The organism is Halopolyspora algeriensis (assembly GCF_003337235.1).
GTDB lineage: Bacteria > Actinomycetota > Actinomycetes > Mycobacteriales > Pseudonocardiaceae > Haloactinomyces > Haloactinomyces algeriensis.
In genome coordinates, this window is the sequence record NZ_QPJC01000003.1 from 261896 (window position 1) to 277890 (window position 15995).

17 protein-coding genes, 1 pseudogene and 1 riboswitch are annotated in these 15995 nt (G+C 68.6%); of the genes and pseudogenes, 11 read left to right on the plus strand and 7 right to left on the minus strand.

Annotation, left to right across the window (positions count from 1 at the left end):
* Positions 1-5: 5 nt before the first annotated feature.
* The 3 genes from DFQ14_RS07690 to DFQ14_RS07700 all read right to left on the minus strand — a co-directional run bounded on the left by DFQ14_RS07690 (position 6) and on the right by DFQ14_RS07700 (position 3583).
* Positions 6-1169 (minus strand): alkaline phosphatase family protein, encoded by a 1164-nt coding sequence (locus DFQ14_RS07690; protein WP_114452400.1) that lies wholly within the window; start codon positions 1167-1169, stop codon positions 6-8.
* 94 nt (positions 1170-1263) lie between these two features.
* Positions 1264-2406, minus strand: coding sequence for an acyl-CoA dehydrogenase family protein (locus DFQ14_RS07695; RefSeq protein ID WP_114452401.1), 1143 nt, complete (start codon positions 2404-2406; stop codon positions 1264-1266).
* Between the two features lie 4 nt (positions 2407-2410).
* Positions 2411-3583, minus strand: coding sequence for a CaiB/BaiF CoA transferase family protein (locus DFQ14_RS07700; RefSeq protein ID WP_114452402.1), 1173 nt, complete (start codon positions 3581-3583; stop codon positions 2411-2413).
* A 101-nt stretch (positions 3584-3684) separates the two neighbouring features.
* On the opposite strand from DFQ14_RS07700, the gene DFQ14_RS07705 reads away from it, so the two are divergent.
* The 4 genes from DFQ14_RS07705 to DFQ14_RS07720 all read left to right on the plus strand — a co-directional run bounded on the left by DFQ14_RS07705 (position 3685) and on the right by DFQ14_RS07720 (position 5945).
* Positions 3685-4467, plus strand: coding sequence for a MerR family transcriptional regulator (locus DFQ14_RS07705; RefSeq protein WP_114452403.1), 783 nt, complete (start codon positions 3685-3687; stop codon positions 4465-4467).
* A 119-nt stretch (positions 4468-4586) separates the two neighbouring features.
* Positions 4587-5027 (plus strand): SSI family serine proteinase inhibitor, encoded by a 441-nt coding sequence (locus DFQ14_RS07710; RefSeq protein ID WP_141921384.1) that lies wholly within the window; start codon positions 4587-4589, stop codon positions 5025-5027.
* A 155-nt stretch (positions 5028-5182) separates the two neighbouring features.
* Positions 5183-5578 (plus strand): YidH family protein, encoded by a 396-nt coding sequence (locus tag DFQ14_RS07715; RefSeq protein WP_114452405.1) that lies wholly within the window; start codon positions 5183-5185, stop codon positions 5576-5578.
* A 4-nt stretch (positions 5579-5582) separates the two neighbouring features.
* Positions 5583-5945, plus strand: coding sequence for a YidH family protein (locus DFQ14_RS07720; RefSeq protein WP_114452406.1), 363 nt, complete (start codon positions 5583-5585; stop codon positions 5943-5945).
* Between the two features lie 18 nt (positions 5946-5963).
* On the opposite strand, the pseudogene DFQ14_RS07725 reads toward DFQ14_RS07720, so the two are convergent.
* From DFQ14_RS07725 to gcvH, 3 genes and pseudogenes are all read right to left on the minus strand, one after another.
* A pseudogene (locus DFQ14_RS07725) lies at positions 5964-6760 on the minus strand (aldo/keto reductase).
* A 69-nt stretch (positions 6761-6829) separates the two neighbouring features.
* Positions 6830-7039 carry a hypothetical protein gene (locus DFQ14_RS07730; protein ID WP_114452407.1) on the minus strand — a complete coding sequence of 70 codons (210 nt, stop codon included), beginning with the start codon at positions 7037-7039 and terminating at the stop codon, positions 6830-6832.
* 375 nt (positions 7040-7414) lie between these two features.
* Complete coding sequence (gene gcvH / locus DFQ14_RS07735) at positions 7415-7786, minus strand: glycine cleavage system protein GcvH (RefSeq protein ID WP_114452408.1); 372 nt, start codon at positions 7784-7786, stop codon at positions 7415-7417.
* A gap of 151 nt (positions 7787-7937) precedes the next feature.
* Positions 7938-8062, minus strand: a riboswitch (glycine riboswitch).
* Between the two features lie 91 nt (positions 8063-8153).
* Here gcvH and DFQ14_RS07740 point away from each other — a divergent pair.
* The 7 genes from DFQ14_RS07740 to DFQ14_RS07770 all read left to right on the plus strand — a co-directional run bounded on the left by DFQ14_RS07740 (position 8154) and on the right by DFQ14_RS07770 (position 15479).
* A complete protein-coding gene (locus tag DFQ14_RS07740) occupies positions 8154-9743 on the plus strand; it encodes a helix-turn-helix domain-containing protein (RefSeq protein ID WP_114452409.1) in 1590 nt (529 codons plus the stop codon).
* 112 nt (positions 9744-9855) lie between these two features.
* Entirely contained in the window at positions 9856-10971 is a 1116-nt protein-coding gene (gene ald, locus DFQ14_RS07745) for an alanine dehydrogenase (protein WP_114452410.1), read from the plus strand.
* Positions 10972-11462: 491 nt separating this feature from the next.
* A complete protein-coding gene (locus DFQ14_RS07750) occupies positions 11463-12089 on the plus strand; it encodes a hypothetical protein (protein ID WP_141921385.1) in 627 nt (208 codons plus the stop codon).
* A 226-nt stretch (positions 12090-12315) separates the two neighbouring features.
* Complete coding sequence (locus DFQ14_RS07755; RefSeq protein ID WP_114452412.1) at positions 12316-13419, plus strand: ATP-binding cassette domain-containing protein; 1104 nt, start codon at positions 12316-12318, stop codon at positions 13417-13419.
* Complete coding sequence (locus tag DFQ14_RS07760; protein WP_114452413.1) at positions 13419-14267, plus strand: ABC transporter permease subunit; 849 nt, start codon at positions 13419-13421, stop codon at positions 14265-14267. Before DFQ14_RS07755 ends, DFQ14_RS07760 begins: the two co-directional genes overlap by 1 nt.
* A gap of 152 nt (positions 14268-14419) precedes the next feature.
* Positions 14420-14917 (plus strand): VOC family protein, encoded by a 498-nt coding sequence (locus DFQ14_RS07765; protein ID WP_114452414.1) that lies wholly within the window; start codon positions 14420-14422, stop codon positions 14915-14917.
* Positions 14918-15089: 172 nt separating this feature from the next.
* Positions 15090-15479 (plus strand): VOC family protein, encoded by a 390-nt coding sequence (locus DFQ14_RS07770; protein WP_114452415.1) that lies wholly within the window; start codon positions 15090-15092, stop codon positions 15477-15479.
* Between the two features lie 154 nt (positions 15480-15633).
* Here DFQ14_RS07770 and DFQ14_RS07775 read toward each other — a convergent pair whose 3' ends face one another.
* Positions 15634-15963, minus strand: coding sequence for an HC3 family zinc finger protein (locus DFQ14_RS07775; RefSeq protein ID WP_114452416.1), 330 nt, complete (start codon positions 15961-15963; stop codon positions 15634-15636).
* Positions 15964-15995 lie beyond the last annotated feature (32 nt).

Genomic DNA, 15995 nt, shown 5'->3' on the forward strand with positions numbered 1-15995 from the left:
CCCGATCATCCTCCCGTGACCAGCAGTGGAACGTACTGTTCGGCGGCGGTGAGGGAACCGTGCTGGCCCCGCAGTGCCGACTCGCCCGGCTCCAGGACCGAACGGATCACCCCGGCCGTACGCATCACCGCGAGCACGTCGCCGATGCGCGAGCGCACGTCCTCGGTGACGGCAGGGCCGAACCAGCCCTCGTCGATCGCCTGCTCGCCGGTCAGCACCAGGCCACGATCGCCGATGTGCTCCCGCCAGGCCGCACACACATCATCCCGCGCTCCGGGTTCGGCATAGACGTGACGAGCGCGCACTTCACCACCGACCAGCCGCACACCGTCCCGCAGTGTCGGTTCGGTGTCGACATCGACCGTCTCCCCGGGATCGACGGTGACCATGCCGTGATCGGCGACGACGGTGAGCGCGCTGCCTGCAGGCAGACGTTCGGCCAGCGAGGACAGGAACCGGTCCACCTGCTCGAGCTGCATCAGCCACGGCAGTGAGCCGGGACCGTGCAGGTGACCGAGCAGATCGAGATGCCCGTGGTAGCCGTAGCACAGCGTCGGGCCGGCAGCCCCGGCCGCATCGAGCAGCTCCGCCGCGAGATCACCGAAGGCCTGCACACCACGGAACTCGGATCCCCGCAGCGCAGCCCTGGTCAGACCGGTGTTCGCGAAGTCGCGCGGCACCGCGATGCGGACATCGACGCCGGCAGCCGCGGCCTGTTGGAACACGGTCGGGTGCGGCTGCGCCCGCTCCGGCTGCCACGCATCGAGCATGCTGCTGCGCTGCCCCGCGGCAGCCTCCGCCGTGCCGTGCGTCGACCAGGACAGCGGATGCAGCAGGCCTCCCGAGGGCTCGGCGAACGTGTAGCCGACCACCCCGTGCTCGCCCGCACACCGGCCGGTACCCAGCGAGGTCACGCTGGTGGCCGTCGTCGTCGGAAACCCGGCCCTGCCGGGAGCGCCGCCGGCCAGGGAAGCCAGGAAGGGAGCATGGCTCGCGTGTTCGTGCAGCAATGTCCAGCCGAGTCCGTCGACGAGCACCACCACCGCCGTCCGGCACCCGGGGATACCGATGGTGTCGGTGAATCCGGTGATGCCGAGCGCGGCCAGTGCGGAGGGCAGCACATCGGCAAGGCCGCGCCCGGCACTGTCCGGAGCGACGATCCAATCCACGGCGCATCCTCTCCGGCCCGACAAGCAACAAGTCCGGCTTCCCGGTGGGAAGCTCACGCCCAGCTTCGCAGTACCACCGGCACGACAACAGCCCCTAGAAGCCCATCGACTTGCCCACGATCTCCTTCATGATCTCGGTCGTACCACCGTAGATCGTCTGGACCCGGGAATCCAGGAACGCCTTGGCCACCGGGTACTCCGTCATGTAGCCGTATCCGCCGTGCAGCTGCAGGCAGCGGTCCACGACCCGCTTGTTCAGCTCCGACAGCCACCACTTGGCCATCGCGGCGTGCTCGACACCGAGATCGCCCCGCAGGTGTTCGGTCACGCAGCGGTCGGCGAACACCCGGCCGATCTGCACCTCGGTGGCCATCTCGGCCAGTTCGAACCGGTTGTGCTGGAACTTGCCGATCGGACGACCGAAAGCGGTGCGGTTGCGGCAGTACTCCTTGGTGGCTTCGAGAGTCCGCTCCGCACCGGCAATCGACGCCACCGCGATGGACAGGCGCTCCTGGGGGAGGTTCTGCATCAGGTAGATGAAGCCCTGACCCTCCTCCCCGAGCAGGTTGGCCGCCGGAACCCGCACGTCGTTGAAGAACAACTCCGCGGTGTCCTGGGACTTCTGGCCGATCTTGTCCAGGTTGCGCCCGCGCTCGAAACCGGGCATGCCGCGCTCGACCACCAGCAGGCTGAATCCCTCGTGGCCGGCTTCGGGATCGGTGCACGCCACGACGATCACCAGGTCGGCATTGATGCCGTTGCTGATGAAGGTCTTCTGACCGTTGAGGATGTAGTCGTCCCCGTCGCGCACCGCGGAGGTGCGGATACCCTGCAGATCACTGCCCGTGCCGGGCTCGGTCATGGCGATCGCGGTGATCGTCTCCCCGGAGCAGAAACCGGGAAGCCAGCGCTGTTTCTGTTCCTCGGTGGCCAGGCGTGTCAGGTAGGGCGCGTTGATGTCGTTGTGCACGGGCACGCCGAAACCCGAGACCCCGGCGGCGATCATCTCCTCGTTGAAGACCACGTTGAACCGGAAGTCGTCGACACCGCCCCCGCCGTGGCGTTCGTCGACCGACATGCCCAGCAGTCCTTGCTTACCGGCGGCAAGCCACGCATCGCGGCTGACGATGCCCGCGGCCTCCCACTCCTCCTGGTGCGGCACCAGTTCCCCGTCGATGAAGGACCGGGCCGCCTCTCGGAACGCCTCGTGCTCGTCGTCGAACAGTTCCCTGCGCATGGGATCACGCATCCTTTCGGTTCGGCCGAACGGCTCCGGAATCGAGCAGTCCTTCGGCACCGGCGACCCGCCACTCCCGCAGCACGGACTCGCTGTCGGCGCCGGAACGCGGAACCGGCCCGGGCTCCGGGTTCGGCGTATGGGAAAACCGGGGCGCGGCCGCCGGTTGCAGCGCCCCGCTGTGCTCCACGAGCGACCCGCGTGCCCGCACGTGCGGGTGTTCGGCGGCCTCGGTCATCGACAGCACCGGGGCCACGCAGGCATCGGAGCCGGAGAAGATCTCCGTCCATTCCTGCCGGGTCCGTGTCGCGAAGACCTCGGTGAACCGCTCGCGCAGTGCGGGCCAGTTCGACGGATCGTCCCGGTCGGGCACGGCACCGGCCAGCCCCAGGCGCTCCAGGAGCTCGTCGTAGAACTGCGGCTCCAGCGCCCCGACGGCCATGTACTCGCCGTCGGCGGTGGCGTAGACGTCGTAGAACGGGGCTCCGGAGTCGAGCAGGTTCGTGCCGCGTCGGGTACTCCAGGAACCGGTCGCCAGCATGCCGAACAGCATTGTTCCCAGGTGTGCCGAGCCGTCCACGATGGAGGCATCGACAACCTGGCCGCGCCCGCTGCCGCGCGATTCCAGCACGGCCGCCAGGACCCCGACCGCGAGGTACATCGCGCCCCCGCCGAAGTCACCGAGCAGGTTGACCGGCACCTGAGGAGGGCCGTCCGCCCGGCCGATCCCGTGCAGCATCCCGCTCAGGGCGATGTAGTCGATGTCGTGCCCGGCACTGGCCGACAGTGGGCCGTCCTGGCCCCATCCGGTCATCCGCCCGTAGACCAGGCCGGGGTTGACCTTCCAGCACGCATCGGGGCCGACTCCGAGGCGCTCGGCAACGCCCGGGCGGAAACCCTCCAGCAGCACATCGGCCTGTTCGACCAACCCGAGCACGGCGGCCGGTCCTCGCTCGTGCTTGAGGTCCACCGAGATCGAGCGCTTGCCGCGGTTGAGCAGATCACCCTGCTCGCCCGCGCCGGCGGGGCGGTCCACGCGCACGACATCGGCGCCCAGATCGGCCAGCAGCATGGCGCAGAAGGGGGCGGGTCCGATCCCGGCCAGCTCGACCACCCGGATTCCGGACAGCGGACCCCGCCCGGTAACCCGTTTCCCGGAATCCTCGTCTGCTGCCACGTTCCCACCTCCCTGCGTGCCTGTGTCCGCCGACACAGGATTACGACGCAAGTAGTGTTACACCGCTGGTGTCACACCGGTCAAGGAGTATTGTGCGACGCATGCTCCGGACAGCGGACGAAGAGCTCACCATCGACGAACTGGCAGCACGTGCGGGCGTCACCGTGCGCACCGTTCGGTTCTACGCTTCCCGCGGGCTCCTGCCTCCCCCGCGCCTGCGCGGTCGACTGGGACTGTACGGGGGCGACCATCTCGCGCGGCTCGACCTCATCCGGGAGCTCCAGGCACTCGGATTCACCCTGACGGCCATCGAGCACCACCTCCAACGCATCCCGCACGATGCCCCGCCCGAGGAACTCGCACTGCAGCGAGCACTGCTGGCGCCGTGGACCAGCGACCAGACCGAGGACATCGACCGGCACGAACTCAATCGGCGCGCCGGCCGTCCCCTCGACGACGAGCGGATCGAGCAGCTCGCCACGCTCGGCATTCTGGAGCGCATCGACGACGATCCGGACCGCGTGCGCCTTTCCAGTACCGCGATGCTGGGCATCGGCATGCAGATCCTCGATCTCGAGCTACCGCTGGACATGATGGTGCAGGCCAAGCGGATCGTCGAGCAGCACACCGCGCAGATCGCCGCCGACCTGCGCGAGCTGTTCGCCGCCCACGTGCTGCGGCCCTATGTCGAGCGCGGCAGGCCGGAGGACGAGCGGGAGCGAGTGCGGACCGCGACCGACCGGCTCCGGCCATTGACGATCCAGGTCCTGGTCAACGGCTTCCAGCGAGCCGTCAACGACGTGATCCGCGATCACGTCGAGGAGCACGCCGACGGCACACGTCTCCACCGGGACACCGACACGGGCGAGGAGGACAGCCAGTAGGCAACATCCGGACGGGGGAAGCTCGATCAGGTGGTTTCCGCCGTTGAACGCGGAAACTCGGCGACCTTACCGGTAGAGATGTGCCTGTCGCTCCCGATCCGGATGGAGGCACAACGAGCATGGCTGCAACCCGGTCACTCGGCCGCGCACTTCTCGCCGCCACCGCGGTATTCGCTGCCACCCTGGCGCCCGCAGGCGCCTCCGCCCAACCGCCGCCCGCACAGGATTCCGCCCCTGCCGCACCACGGCCCTCCGACGTCATGCGTCTCACCGTCGACAGCGCCACCGGTTCCGGCACACCGCGGTCGGTGGTACTCGCCTGTCATCCCTCCGGCGGCACGCATCCGAGGTCGGCAGCGGCCTGCGCTGCCTTGTCCAAGGTCGACGGGAAGTTCGAGAACCTGCGCAAGGGCCGCGCCAACGGCATGTGCACGATGATCTACAAGCCGATCACCGTCACGGCCACGGGCACGTGGAAAGGCACCACGGTGAAGTACGACGACGATTACCCCAACGCGTGCGTCCTCACCGCGCACACCGGCCCGGTCTTCGACTTCTGACGACCGCCCGCACGGACACGTCGCCGTCGTGGCCGCGCTTATCGGGCGGCCGGCTGTTTGCGGCCGTCCGGTAAGCGGCGGCACCTGCTTTCGGCCACGCACGCAGTCGGCACCGCGCGGCCAGGTCCGCGCGGAGGGCTGGTTAGGGTGGCCGCATGGGTTCCGCCGATTCCGAGACAGAGCCCCGGCGCCGCCCGTACCGGGTCTACCGCGAGGGTTCCGAACCCGATCCCCGCTTCACCCTGGCCAACGAACGCACCTTCCTCGCATGGCTGCGCACTGCCCTGGCCCTGATGGCGGGCGGAGTCGGCATCGAAGCCCTCAACGCGGCACAGGGCGAGACGGGGCCGCTGCGGACACTGCTGGCGGTCGTGCTGCTCGTCGGTGGCATTCTGTGCAGCATGACGGCGTTCGTGCGCTGGGCCGTGACCGAACGAGCCCTGCGCACGGGCAGTGCTCTCCCCGCACCGCGGCTGGCTCCCGTGCTCGGTTACGGACTCGCGGTGATCGGTATTTTCGCCTGCATTCTCGTTCTGGTGGCCGGGGTTTAGACCAATGCCGGGACGTGACAGCGGCGACCGCGAAAGCAGCGGGCGCCCGAGCGGCCCGTGGGATCCCGGGCTGCAGATCGAACGGACCACCCTCGCCTGGTCGCGCACAGCCCTGGCATTCGTGGTGGGGGCAGCGGTGTTCATCCGCTTGCTCGTTCGGGCCGACATCGTCCTCGCCACCGTCTGTGCCGCGCTGACGCTGCCACTGGTCGTGATCATCACCCGGCTGGCCTGGCGACGCCACCGGCAGGACGAGCGCAGTCTCCGCAGTGGGGCACCGCTGTCGGACGGTGCGCTGCCCGCTTCGCTGGCCGTCCTCACGGTCCTCGTCGGCGGGATCGGCCTCACCTACGTGCTGGTGAACTGAGAAGACCGCCGGGACCGGTTACCGGCTGCGCCGTTGCTTTGCCGCCAGAGCCGGCGATCGCCACCCCGCGTCGGCCGGATTCAGCGTCGTGCCGGGTGGCACGATCTCGTCGATGCGGTCGAGCGTGCTCTCGTCGAGCTCGACCTCGGTGGCACCGAGCTGGGATTCGAGAGGTTCCATCGTGCGCGGTCCGATGATCGCCGAGGTGACCGCCGGATGCTCCAGAACGAACGCCAGCGCGAGATCGATCAGCGTCAGCCCGGCATTGTCGGCCAGTTCCACCAGTGATTCGACCGCGTCCAACTTGCGCTCGTTGTCCGCTGTGGAGGGATCGAACTGCGACATCGAGGCCCACTGGGCCCGCTGGGTCCGCACTTCCTGCCCCCGCCGCGAATCAGATCCGTCAGCGCGGCCAGTGTCTCGTCGATGTGCGTGTCGGGGTCGGGCCGGTGGATCTGGTACAGGTCGATGTGGTCGGTACCCAACCGGCGAAGGCTGTTCTCGACCTCGCGGACCAGCCAGCGCCGTGAGTTCCCCCGCATGTTGGGGTCCTCACCCATCGACCCGTGGGCCTTGGTCGCCAGTACGACATCGTCACGGCGGCCGCCCGCCAGCGCCTTGCCGACGATCTCCTCCGACTCTCCCCGCGAGTACACATCGGCAGTGTCGATGAAGTTGATCCCCGCGTCCAGTGCGCGGTGGATGGTGCGGATCGAGTCGTCGTGATCGGCGTTGGCCCAGGCGCCGAAGTTCATCGCGCCCAGGCACAGCGGGCTGACCTTGACCCCGGTGCGCCCGAGAGAAACGTGATCCATGTCGGCGGCTCCCTCCTGTCCCGGTAGTGCGGGTTCCCCGTCCGTACGGGTGCCATGCCGGCCGTGCGCCTACACGGGTGCGCGCAGTCCGCGCAACTGCCCGGTGCCCTCGCAGTGCGGGCAGGTGCGCCACTCGGCCATCGTCATCCCGGTTTGCAGGTCGGATGTGGCCTGAACGGCATACAGTCGCGCTTCGCCGATGCGGCGGTAACCGCCGCAGATGAAGCACAGGGTGTTCGGTCCCCGCGCGAAATCGCTGTTGTCCTGATCACTCGTCACGTCGCTCCCTGCCCGGTGTGCCCGGGCAGGGCGGCTGCCCGGGCGATTGTGCCCACTTTCCGGCGGGTTTGCGGTCGACCTCGGAAAGGGAGCTTCACGTTGCCATCCTCCCTCGAGACCACCGTGACACCGAAAGCGCCGGACGTGGTTTCCCCGGCGACGAACGACACCGTATCGATTTTCCCGAACGGAACGGGCAAGCCCGCCGGGCATGTCACCGAGTCCGGGCTGCGCCACCTTCCGTGCGAAACTCCGGCCGACTCGGGCGAACGACCATGGCATGCCGTTCTCGTCATGCGGGCGGATCCACCGACAAGAAACGGGAGGCGCCGGTCGCCGTTGACCAGCGCCTCCCGCATCCGCACACGGGTCTGCTCACCCGCTGGTCAGTTCGGCGTACTGCTCGGCGGTGAGCAGCTTGCCGTTCTCGCTCACCCGCAGTTCCAACAGCCAGCCGTCACCGAAGGGGTCGGCGTTGACCAGCGAGGGGTCGTCGACCACGGACTCGTTGACCGCCACGACCTCGCCGGTGGCGGGCGCGAACAGGTCGCTGACGGACTTCGTGGATTCCAGCTCGCCGCAGGACTCACCCGCCGTGATCTGCTCGCCGACCTCGGGCAGCTGCACGTAGACGATGTCGCCCAGCGCCTCGGAGGCGTAGTGCGTGACGCCCACACGCACGGTGCCGTCGCGCTCTTCGAGCCATTCGTGCTCTTCGGTGTAGTGCAGATGCGTTGGCAGAGACATAGGGGAGGCTCCGTCGATGTCGAGGGCATGGACATGCCCGGGTACCGGACCTCCCCCTCTGTTGCGATACCTGAGAGCTTCGCCGCGGGATCGCGGCTTGCACCGTGGGTGCGCGGGCGCCCCTGGGGGACGTGCGGCTTTCCAGAGCTGCCTCGGTCGAGCGGTCATGGGTGCCTGAGAGTTTGCGGGGAGTCTTGCTCCTTCGGCGCCCTGCTCACCCGGAGAAGTCGCCGTTGACCTCTTCCATCTCGACAGGGGCTCTCCCGCCCGACTTCGACGGCCGATATGCGATTGTCGCTGTTGTGCGGCAACGATAACCCGGCCGCCGGACACGGCCAATCCGGGTGTGCGCTCCGGGAGGCAGCCGATGATCGACGTTCGTGCCCTGGCCGAGCGGGTCGGTCCGACCTTGCTGCACCTGGTGCACGTCCCCGACTCGACCGGGTGCGTCGGCGACGTCGTCATCACCGAGCCCGATGTGACTCCCGCCCTCGCCGAAGGCGATCTCGTGCTCGGTGTCGCCGTGGCCGATCCCGCGCACGCGGTGGCCCTCGTCCGCGAGTGTGGCGCGCAGGGCGCGGCGGCGGTGCTGCTCAAGGCGCCGATGGCCACCGACGGCGAGGTGCGCCACGCCGCCGAGAGCGGCGGTCTCGCGCTCGTCGAGGTGCGCCACGGCACGGCATGGGCGCAGCTGGTCTGGCTGATCCGCGCCACGCTGGCGGGTACCGCTGTCGAGGACGTCGACGGCGGTGACCCCACCTCGGTGGGGACAGCCGGGGTCGGGGACCTGTTCCGGCTCGCCGACGCGGTCGCCGATGTCGTCGACGCACCGGTGACCATCGAGGACGCGCACTCCCAGGTCCTGGCTTACTCGGCACGCCAGGACCTCACCGATCCGGCCAGAGTGTCCACGATCATGGGCCGCAAGCAGCCCGACGACGTGCTCGCGAAGTTCCGTGCGCGCGGCACGTTCCGCCGGCTCACCCGGGGCAGCTCGGCGATCTTCGTGCCCGCGCAGCAGGACGGCACCCTGCCGCGGTTGATCATGCCGATCCGGATGGGCGGTGAGTTGCTCGGGTCGATGTGGGCGGTCGTCGGTGACGAGGTCTCCGAGGAACGCGCCACGGCGTTCGCCGACACGGCACCGCTGGTGGCCCTGCAACTACTGCGCTGGCGTGTCGTCGCCGACGCCGAGCGCAGGCGCTCGGCGGAACTGACCCGGCGGCTGCTGGAAAGCGGCGAGGGGTGGCGCGCGGCCGCGAACGAGCTCGCCCTGTCCGATGAGGCACACCGCGTCGTCACCATCGACGTCTCTGCCGCGGACGGCCTCGCCGAGGGGCATCGACTGGCGGTGTGGGAGTGGATCACCAAGGGCATCGGCACCCGACCGCTGATCGCCGAAGTGGACGGGTTGCTGTACGCGCTCGTCCCCGACCACGGCGGTCCCGGCGGGTGGTCCGCGTTGCGGGACACCCTGACGCTCCATGTCCACCGGCGCGCCGCGGATGCTCCCCGGCTGCTGGTCGCGGCGGGCGCCGCCGCCGCTGTCGGGGACCTGGCACGTTCCCGGGCGCAGGCCGAGGAGATGCTCGGGGTGCTGCGCAGCGGCCGGACGCACGAGCCCATCGCCGTGCACGAGGAACTGTGGCACCTGCTCGTGCTCGACCGGATGGCCGGTGCCGCCATCGATGCCGGGATCGGCACGCTCGGCCCGCTACCGCAACTGCGCGAGCACGACCACACCCACGGCACGGAGTACCTGGCCACGCTGTACGCCTGGCTGCGGCATCCCGGCGACCCCCGCACCGCCGGCGCCGAACTGTGCGTGCATCCCAACACCTTCCGCTATCGGATGAAGCGGCTGAGCACGCTCGTGGAGGTGGACCTGACCGATCCCGAGGTGCGTTCGGCGCTGCTGGTACAGCTCCTCGCCGAGCGGTGGGCACGCCACACCTGAGTCGTTTGTGTCGGCGGAACAAGCAGCACGGGCGAATCTCGTGCCGGGGCAATGATGCGCCCTGCCGGGCGGCAGCGGATCGTGGTGCACACCGCAAAGGAAAGGATTGCCCGTGAAGATCGCCGTTCCCCGCGAGATCAAAAACAACGAGTACCGGGTCGCGCTGACGCCCGCAGGTGTGCACGAATTCACGGCTCGCGGTCACGAGGTCCTCGTCGAATCGCAGGCAGGCATCGGCTCGTCGATTCCCGATGAGGAGTACCTGGATGCCGGGGCCGAGGTCCTGCCGAACGCCGAGGAGGTCTGGGCGGAGGGACGGTTGGTGCTCAAGGTCAAAGAACCCGTCCCCGAGGAGTACCCGTACCTGCGCTCCGACCAGGTGCTGTTCACCTACCTGCACCTGGCCGCCTCGGCCGAGCTCACCGACGCGTTGCTGCGCTCCGGAACCACCGGCATCGCCTACGAGACGGTGCAGACCGGTGACGGCAGCCTGCCGTTGCTCGCCCCGATGAGCGAGGTCGCCGGCCGACTCGCACCCCAGGTCGGTGCGTACGCGCTGCTGCGTCCCGGCGGAGGGCGTGGTGTGCTGCCCGGTGGAGTACCCGGCGTGCCGCCGGCTCACGTGGCGGTGATCGGCGGCGGCGTGGCCGGTCGCAACGCCGCCGCCGTCGCCCTGGGGATGGGTGCCGACGTGGAGTTGCTGGACACCGATGTCGACAAGCTCCGCGACATCGATCGCGACTACCGCGGACAGCTGCGTACCGTGGCGTCGAATCACTACACCATCGAGCGGGCCGCACGCGCGGCCGACCTCGTCATCGGCGCGGTACTGATCCCGGGCGCCAAGGCGCCGAAGCTGGTGTCCCATCAACTCGTCGCGCGGATGAAGCCGGGCAGCGTGCTCGTCGACGTCGCCATCGACCAGGGCGGATGCTTCGCCGACTCCCGGCCGACCACGCACGACGATCCGACGTACCCGGTGCACGAGTCGGTGTTCTACTGCGTGGCGAACATGCCGGGCGCGGTTCCGAACACCTCGACGCATGCGCTGGCCAATGTGGCACTGCCCTACGCGCTGCGGATTGCCGAGCAGGGATGGCAGCAGGCGTGCCGCGAGGACGCCGCCCTGGCCCGGGGTCTCAACACCCACGGCGGCGCGCTCGTCAACGCAGCCGTTGCCGCAGCACACGGGCTGACGTGCGAGTCCGGCGAGGACGTCCTACGGTAAAGGCAGCATCGACCGGTGCCACGGCACGCACTCCGCACGGCCACCGGCCGGCATCGGTACCGGGCGAGTCCGGGTACCGGGTCGTGACAAGAAGGGGCGGCCTGCTCAACCAGCCTGGGGGTCACCGGGAGCGGGCCGCCACCCTTCAGTATAAGTCACGATCGCGTTCCTATCGAAGGGTCGAAGCGGGACGATCTCAAAAATTCCGCTCACCGGGAGTTCACCGGTCCGACATCCGCTTTCCGGAGCCATCCTGCCCCGCATTCATCACTCGAACGAGTGTTTCTGTGCTTTTCCTCTGAAGTTCGTCCCCACAACGACCGATCCCTGCACAGAAGAAGCCGGAACCGGACGTCTCCGCAGACCTAGATCGGGCTCCTCCGCAGACCGGACGCCTCTGCAGAGCAGCGTTTTTCGCGAGCACCCGGCTTCGGCCTTCCGCGGCCCGCAACACCGGCGATGGTCACCGTTCGATGGCGCTGGGAGACGACGTGACGGACACGAGGGCAGCGGATCCGGGAGATCCGGATCCGGCACGGGGAGACCGGGAACAGCGGGAGGCGGTTCTCGAACAGCTCGACAGGCTGGACGAGGTGGCCCGGGAAGGTGAACCGGACACGCTGCTGCCGCTGGCGCGCAGCGAGCTGTACCGCCTCACGGAAGGCTTGCGTGTCCTCCTGGAGGAGCACCGGCCGGACGAGCACGGTCGCTGCCGCATCTGCCCCGGCTCCCTGCGGGCCCGCCGCTGGCCCTGCCCGGTATGGACCACGGCCCACTACCAGCTGATCGGCGAAGAGGCCGACCGGTCCGACCGCGCGAACCGTTCCCGGCTCAACGCGCTGCGCAAGCCCTTCTCCCGGGCAAGCTCCCGCGGTGGGCCCAACCGGCGATCGGCGCCACCACATGCGGTCACCACCTCGGACGAGCGCCCTTCCGGCGATCGGACGACCGACGAGTTCGAACCCTCCGGTGCCGCCGACCACGTCACCGGTGCCGACGACCACTCCACCTCTCCCCCGATCGGTGGCCATATGGAGACCGACCACATCCGGATCCATCGCGCCCCCGTGGCCGACACCACGGTCAGGTGGCCGCCGCCACGTCACCACCGTTTTTGAGCGCCTGTCTTCGGACCGGCTCCTCGCTCGCGGGATCAGCCCGAGCGACCACCCGACCAAGTCCCGAGACAACTTTTGATCAACGTTGTGCCGGGATGTCCCCGGTAGCTGCCACTCGTACGTTCGCCATGAGGCAGGATGGGCACAACCGGCGTACCCGGTTTCCGGCAGTGAGCTCCGCCGGAAACAGCGCCGTTGCGACACATCCTGTCCTCTGGAGGAGCGCGTGCACGACGGCAGCGGCCGGATCCTGGTGCAGGGCCTCAGCAAGAACTTCGGGCCGATCGACGCGGTCCGGAACCTCCATTTCACGGTGGAGCCGGGCTCGGTGACCGGGTTTCTGGGACCCAACGGATCCGGCAAGACCACCACTCTGCGGATGATCCTGGGTTTGATCGCACCGAGCGCCGGAGTGGCGACCATCAACGGGCTGCCCTTCGCACAGTTGTCGAACCCGGGCACCGTGGTCGGCGCCGTACTGGAGGCGCAGAGTTTCCACCCCGGCCGCACCGCACGCAACCACCTGCGCAGCTATGCCGCCGCCATGGACGTGCCGGACCAGCAGGCCGACCAGGTGCTGGAACTGGTCGGCCTGGGCAGTGCCGCCACGCGCAAGACCGGTGGCTTCTCGCTCGGTATGCGTCAGCGGCTCGCCCTGGCCACCGCCCTGCTCGGGGATCCGCAGGTCCTGGTGCTGGACGAGCCGTCCAACGGGCTCGACCCGGAGGGCATCGCCTGGCTCCGCGGCTTCCTCAAATCGTTCGCCGCGACCGGCCGTACCGTCCTGGTCTCCAGCCATCTGCTGCGCGAGATGGAACACACGGTCGACCACGTCGTGATCGTCAGCCAGGGGCAGTGCGTCTACAACGGCGATCTGGGACAGCTGCGTTCCGCGCAGCGCTCCCGGGTCCTCGTCCGGGCCGCCGACCCGGGAAAGCTGGTCACCGCGCTGCAGCACAGCGGCTTCGTCGTGGAACACCTGCCGGACGGCCGACTGGCAGTGCTCGACTCGGATTCCCGCACGGTCGCCGATCTCGCGCTGCAGGCGGGAGTCGCGCTCTACGACATGCAGGACGAGCACGTCGATCTCGAGCAACTGTTCTTCCAGCTCACCAACGGCCAGTACACCGGCGGGGCAGCTCCGTGGGGAGGTCCCGGTCCTGCCGGAGGTGCTCCTCCGTGGGGGCCGCCGGGTGGCGGCTTCGCCCCACCCGCCCCGCAGCAAACCGGGCAGCAGCCCCACCAGCCGCAGGACGCGGCACTGTGGGGCGCACCGCAGCAGGGACACCGGCGCGAGAACGAAAACGGCGATTCCGGAGGAAAAGCCTGATGGGCGGGCTGGTCAAGGCGGAGTTCCGCAAGATCTTCACGGTCAACCTGTGGTGGGCGCTGCTCATCCCGGTGGCCGTGCTCAGTTTCGGAGCGGGGTGGATCGGCACCGCTTTCGGCTCGATCGAGCAGATGCAGGAGGCCGCGGGGCGGTCCCTGCCGACCGGACTGCTCACCGTGTCGATGTCCACGAACTACAGCACGATCTTCGCGGCGCTGTTCGGTGCGCTGGCCGTGGCGGGCGAACACCGCCACAAGAGCATCACCACGACCTACCTCACCGGTAATCCGCGTGGTGCCGTGCTCGGTGCCAAGCTCATCGCCTACACGAACATCGGTTTGCTGTACGGCCTGGTCAACGTGCTCTCGGCCAGCATCGGCGGGCTTTTGGGGGCCGGCCTCGACGGTTTCGGCAATCCCGTCGACTGGTTCACGGTGGGTGGCGCCGGCCTGCTCGCGATGGTGCTGTGGACGCTGCTCGGCGTCGGTTTCGGTGCGCTGGTGACGAACTCGATCGTGGCCGTGCTCGTGCTGGTGGCCTACAAGTTCGTGATCGAGTTCATCCTGTCGGTCGTGCTCCTCGGTTCCGAGATCGCCGGTTTCGTCGCCTACCTGCCCGGTGCTGCGAGCAACGGGATCGTCGGCAACCTCGCGGTGCCCATCTTCATTTCCGCGGTGGCCGGGGACTCCGAACCGTACGTGCAGGTGGAGGCCTTCCAGGTGCTGCACTTCTTCTTCGGCGGAACCTACGGGCATCCGTGGTGGCTGAGCCTGCTCACCTTCCTCGGCTACACCGCCGCCTTCGTGCTCGGCGGCTGGCTGGTCAGCCGCCGGCGCGACATCACCTGAGGCGGCGCACCACTTCCGAGGCTTTCTCCTCCCCTGTCGGGAACCGGTCCGGCAACGAGGGGCGGCGACCGATGAGTTTTTCTCGCCGGCGCGGTCCACCGTGAGGAGGAAGTACGCGGAGCCTGCGGGCTCCCCGGAGGAAAGGGCCACCGATGTCCACGACGACCCCGTGCCTGTGGTTCGACACCCAGGGCGAAGAGGCAGCGAACTTCTACACCGGTGTCTTCCCGAACTCCCGGATCCTGGACGTGACTCGCTACGGCGAAGCCGGTCCCGGGCCCGAGGGATCGGTCATGACCGTCACCTTCGAGCTGGACGGGCGGCGGTTCGTCGCCCTCAACGGCGGTCCCCATTTCACTTTCACCGAGGCCGTCTCGTTCCAGGTGGACTGCGAGACGCAGGAGGAGGTCGACTACTTCTGGAGCAAGCTCTCGGAAGGTGGGGAGGAGATCCAGTGCGGCTGGCTGAAGGACAGGTACGGCCTGTCGTGGCAGATCGTGCCCACGGTTCTGCACGAGCTGATCGGTGATCCCGATCCGGAGAAGTCGCGACGGGTCGTGACGGCGATGCTCGGCATGATCAAACTCGATATCGCAGAGCTCCGGCGCGCTTCCGAGTCCGCCCAGGAAGCAGCCGCCGTACACGAGTGAACGCCAACTTTCGTTACTTCTCTCCGAGCGAAAGTTGGCGTTCACTCCTTTCCCCGCTCCGGCTCGGCAACCTTGTGCGGGGCTCTCCACAGTGCCAACATCGATGCGGCGTCGCGTGTCGGTGGCGGGCAGCGTCAGGCATGGAGGCGTCGGATTTTCCGAAAGGTCTTCGATGACCATCCTGTTCAACCACACGATCATCGCCGCGCGCGACAAGCAGCAGTCGGCTTCCTTCTTCACCGAGATCTTCGATCTCCCGCCCGCGGAGCCCGGTGGGTTCTTCCTCGTCGTCCGCCTCGACGGGGATGTCCTCCTCCAGTTCGCCGAGCCGGGGATCGACTTCCCACCGCAGCACTACGCGTTCCTCGTGAGCGAGGACGACTTCGACGGCATCTACGCCCGGATCCGGGTCGCCGACATCGAGCACTGGGCCGACCCGCGAGGGAAGCTCCCCCAGCAGTACAACACCAATCACGGCGGTCGCGGGGTTTACTTCTGCGATCCCTCCGGTCACTACCTCGAGGCCATCACCCAGCCGTACGGCGCGGGCACAGCCGCCTGAGGCGCACCGGCAACCTCACTTTCCGCGCTCGAAGGTTTCCGGCTGCCCGCTGCTTGCCTGCGGTGTCGCCGCGGTGGTCCTCCGGGGTAGCCGCAGCCGAAGTTCACGAGTGAACGCCAACTTTCATTACTTCTCTCCGAGCGAAAGTTGGCGTTCACTCCTTTCCCCGCTCCGGCTCGGCCGCGCGGGAGCGTTCGCGTTCGGTGCGCTCGCGGAAGCGCTCGCGCTCGGCACGGGCCCGCTCGGCGCGGGCCCGCTCGGCGCGGGCATCCCGGCGTGAGCACGCCTCGGCCATGCAGGCGTCGCACGTGGGCATCAGCCAGTCCACATCATCGGGTTCGGTCAGCGTGACGGACTCACCGCACACCGTCTCCCGTTGCCGACCCGCCACCGGGCGCTCCTCGGGCGGCAGCGCGTGCCGGTAACCATCCACCGGACGCCACCACACCACCGGACCCTCCCACCGGAAACCGTCGTAGGTCACCGCAATCACTCCTTTCCTCGGGCAATGCCGCT

Coding starts and splice junctions, on each gene's coding strand:
- DFQ14_RS07710 (WP_141921384.1), top strand. CDS start 4,587: ATGGCTGCAACCCGGTCACTCGGCCGCGCACTTCTCGCCGCCACCGCG.
- DFQ14_RS07705 (WP_114452403.1), top strand. CDS start 3,685: ATGCTCCGGACAGCGGACGAAGAGCTCACCATCGACGAACTGGCAGCA.
- DFQ14_RS07765 (WP_114452414.1), top strand. CDS start 14,420: ATGTCCACGACGACCCCGTGCCTGTGGTTCGACACCCAGGGCGAAGAG.
- DFQ14_RS07740 (WP_114452409.1), top strand. CDS start 8,154: ATGATCGACGTTCGTGCCCTGGCCGAGCGGGTCGGTCCGACCTTGCTG.
- DFQ14_RS07760 (WP_114452413.1), top strand. CDS start 13,419: ATGGGCGGGCTGGTCAAGGCGGAGTTCCGCAAGATCTTCACGGTCAAC.
- DFQ14_RS07720 (WP_114452406.1), top strand. CDS start 5,583: ATGCCGGGACGTGACAGCGGCGACCGCGAAAGCAGCGGGCGCCCGAGC.
- DFQ14_RS07715 (WP_114452405.1), top strand. CDS start 5,183: ATGGGTTCCGCCGATTCCGAGACAGAGCCCCGGCGCCGCCCGTACCGG.
- DFQ14_RS07695 (WP_114452401.1), bottom strand. CDS start 2,406: ATGCGCAGGGAACTGTTCGACGACGAGCACGAGGCGTTCCGAGAGGCG.
- gcvH (WP_114452408.1), bottom strand. CDS start 7,786: ATGTCTCTGCCAACGCATCTGCACTACACCGAAGAGCACGAATGGCTC.
- DFQ14_RS07770 (WP_114452415.1), top strand. CDS start 15,090: ATGACCATCCTGTTCAACCACACGATCATCGCCGCGCGCGACAAGCAG.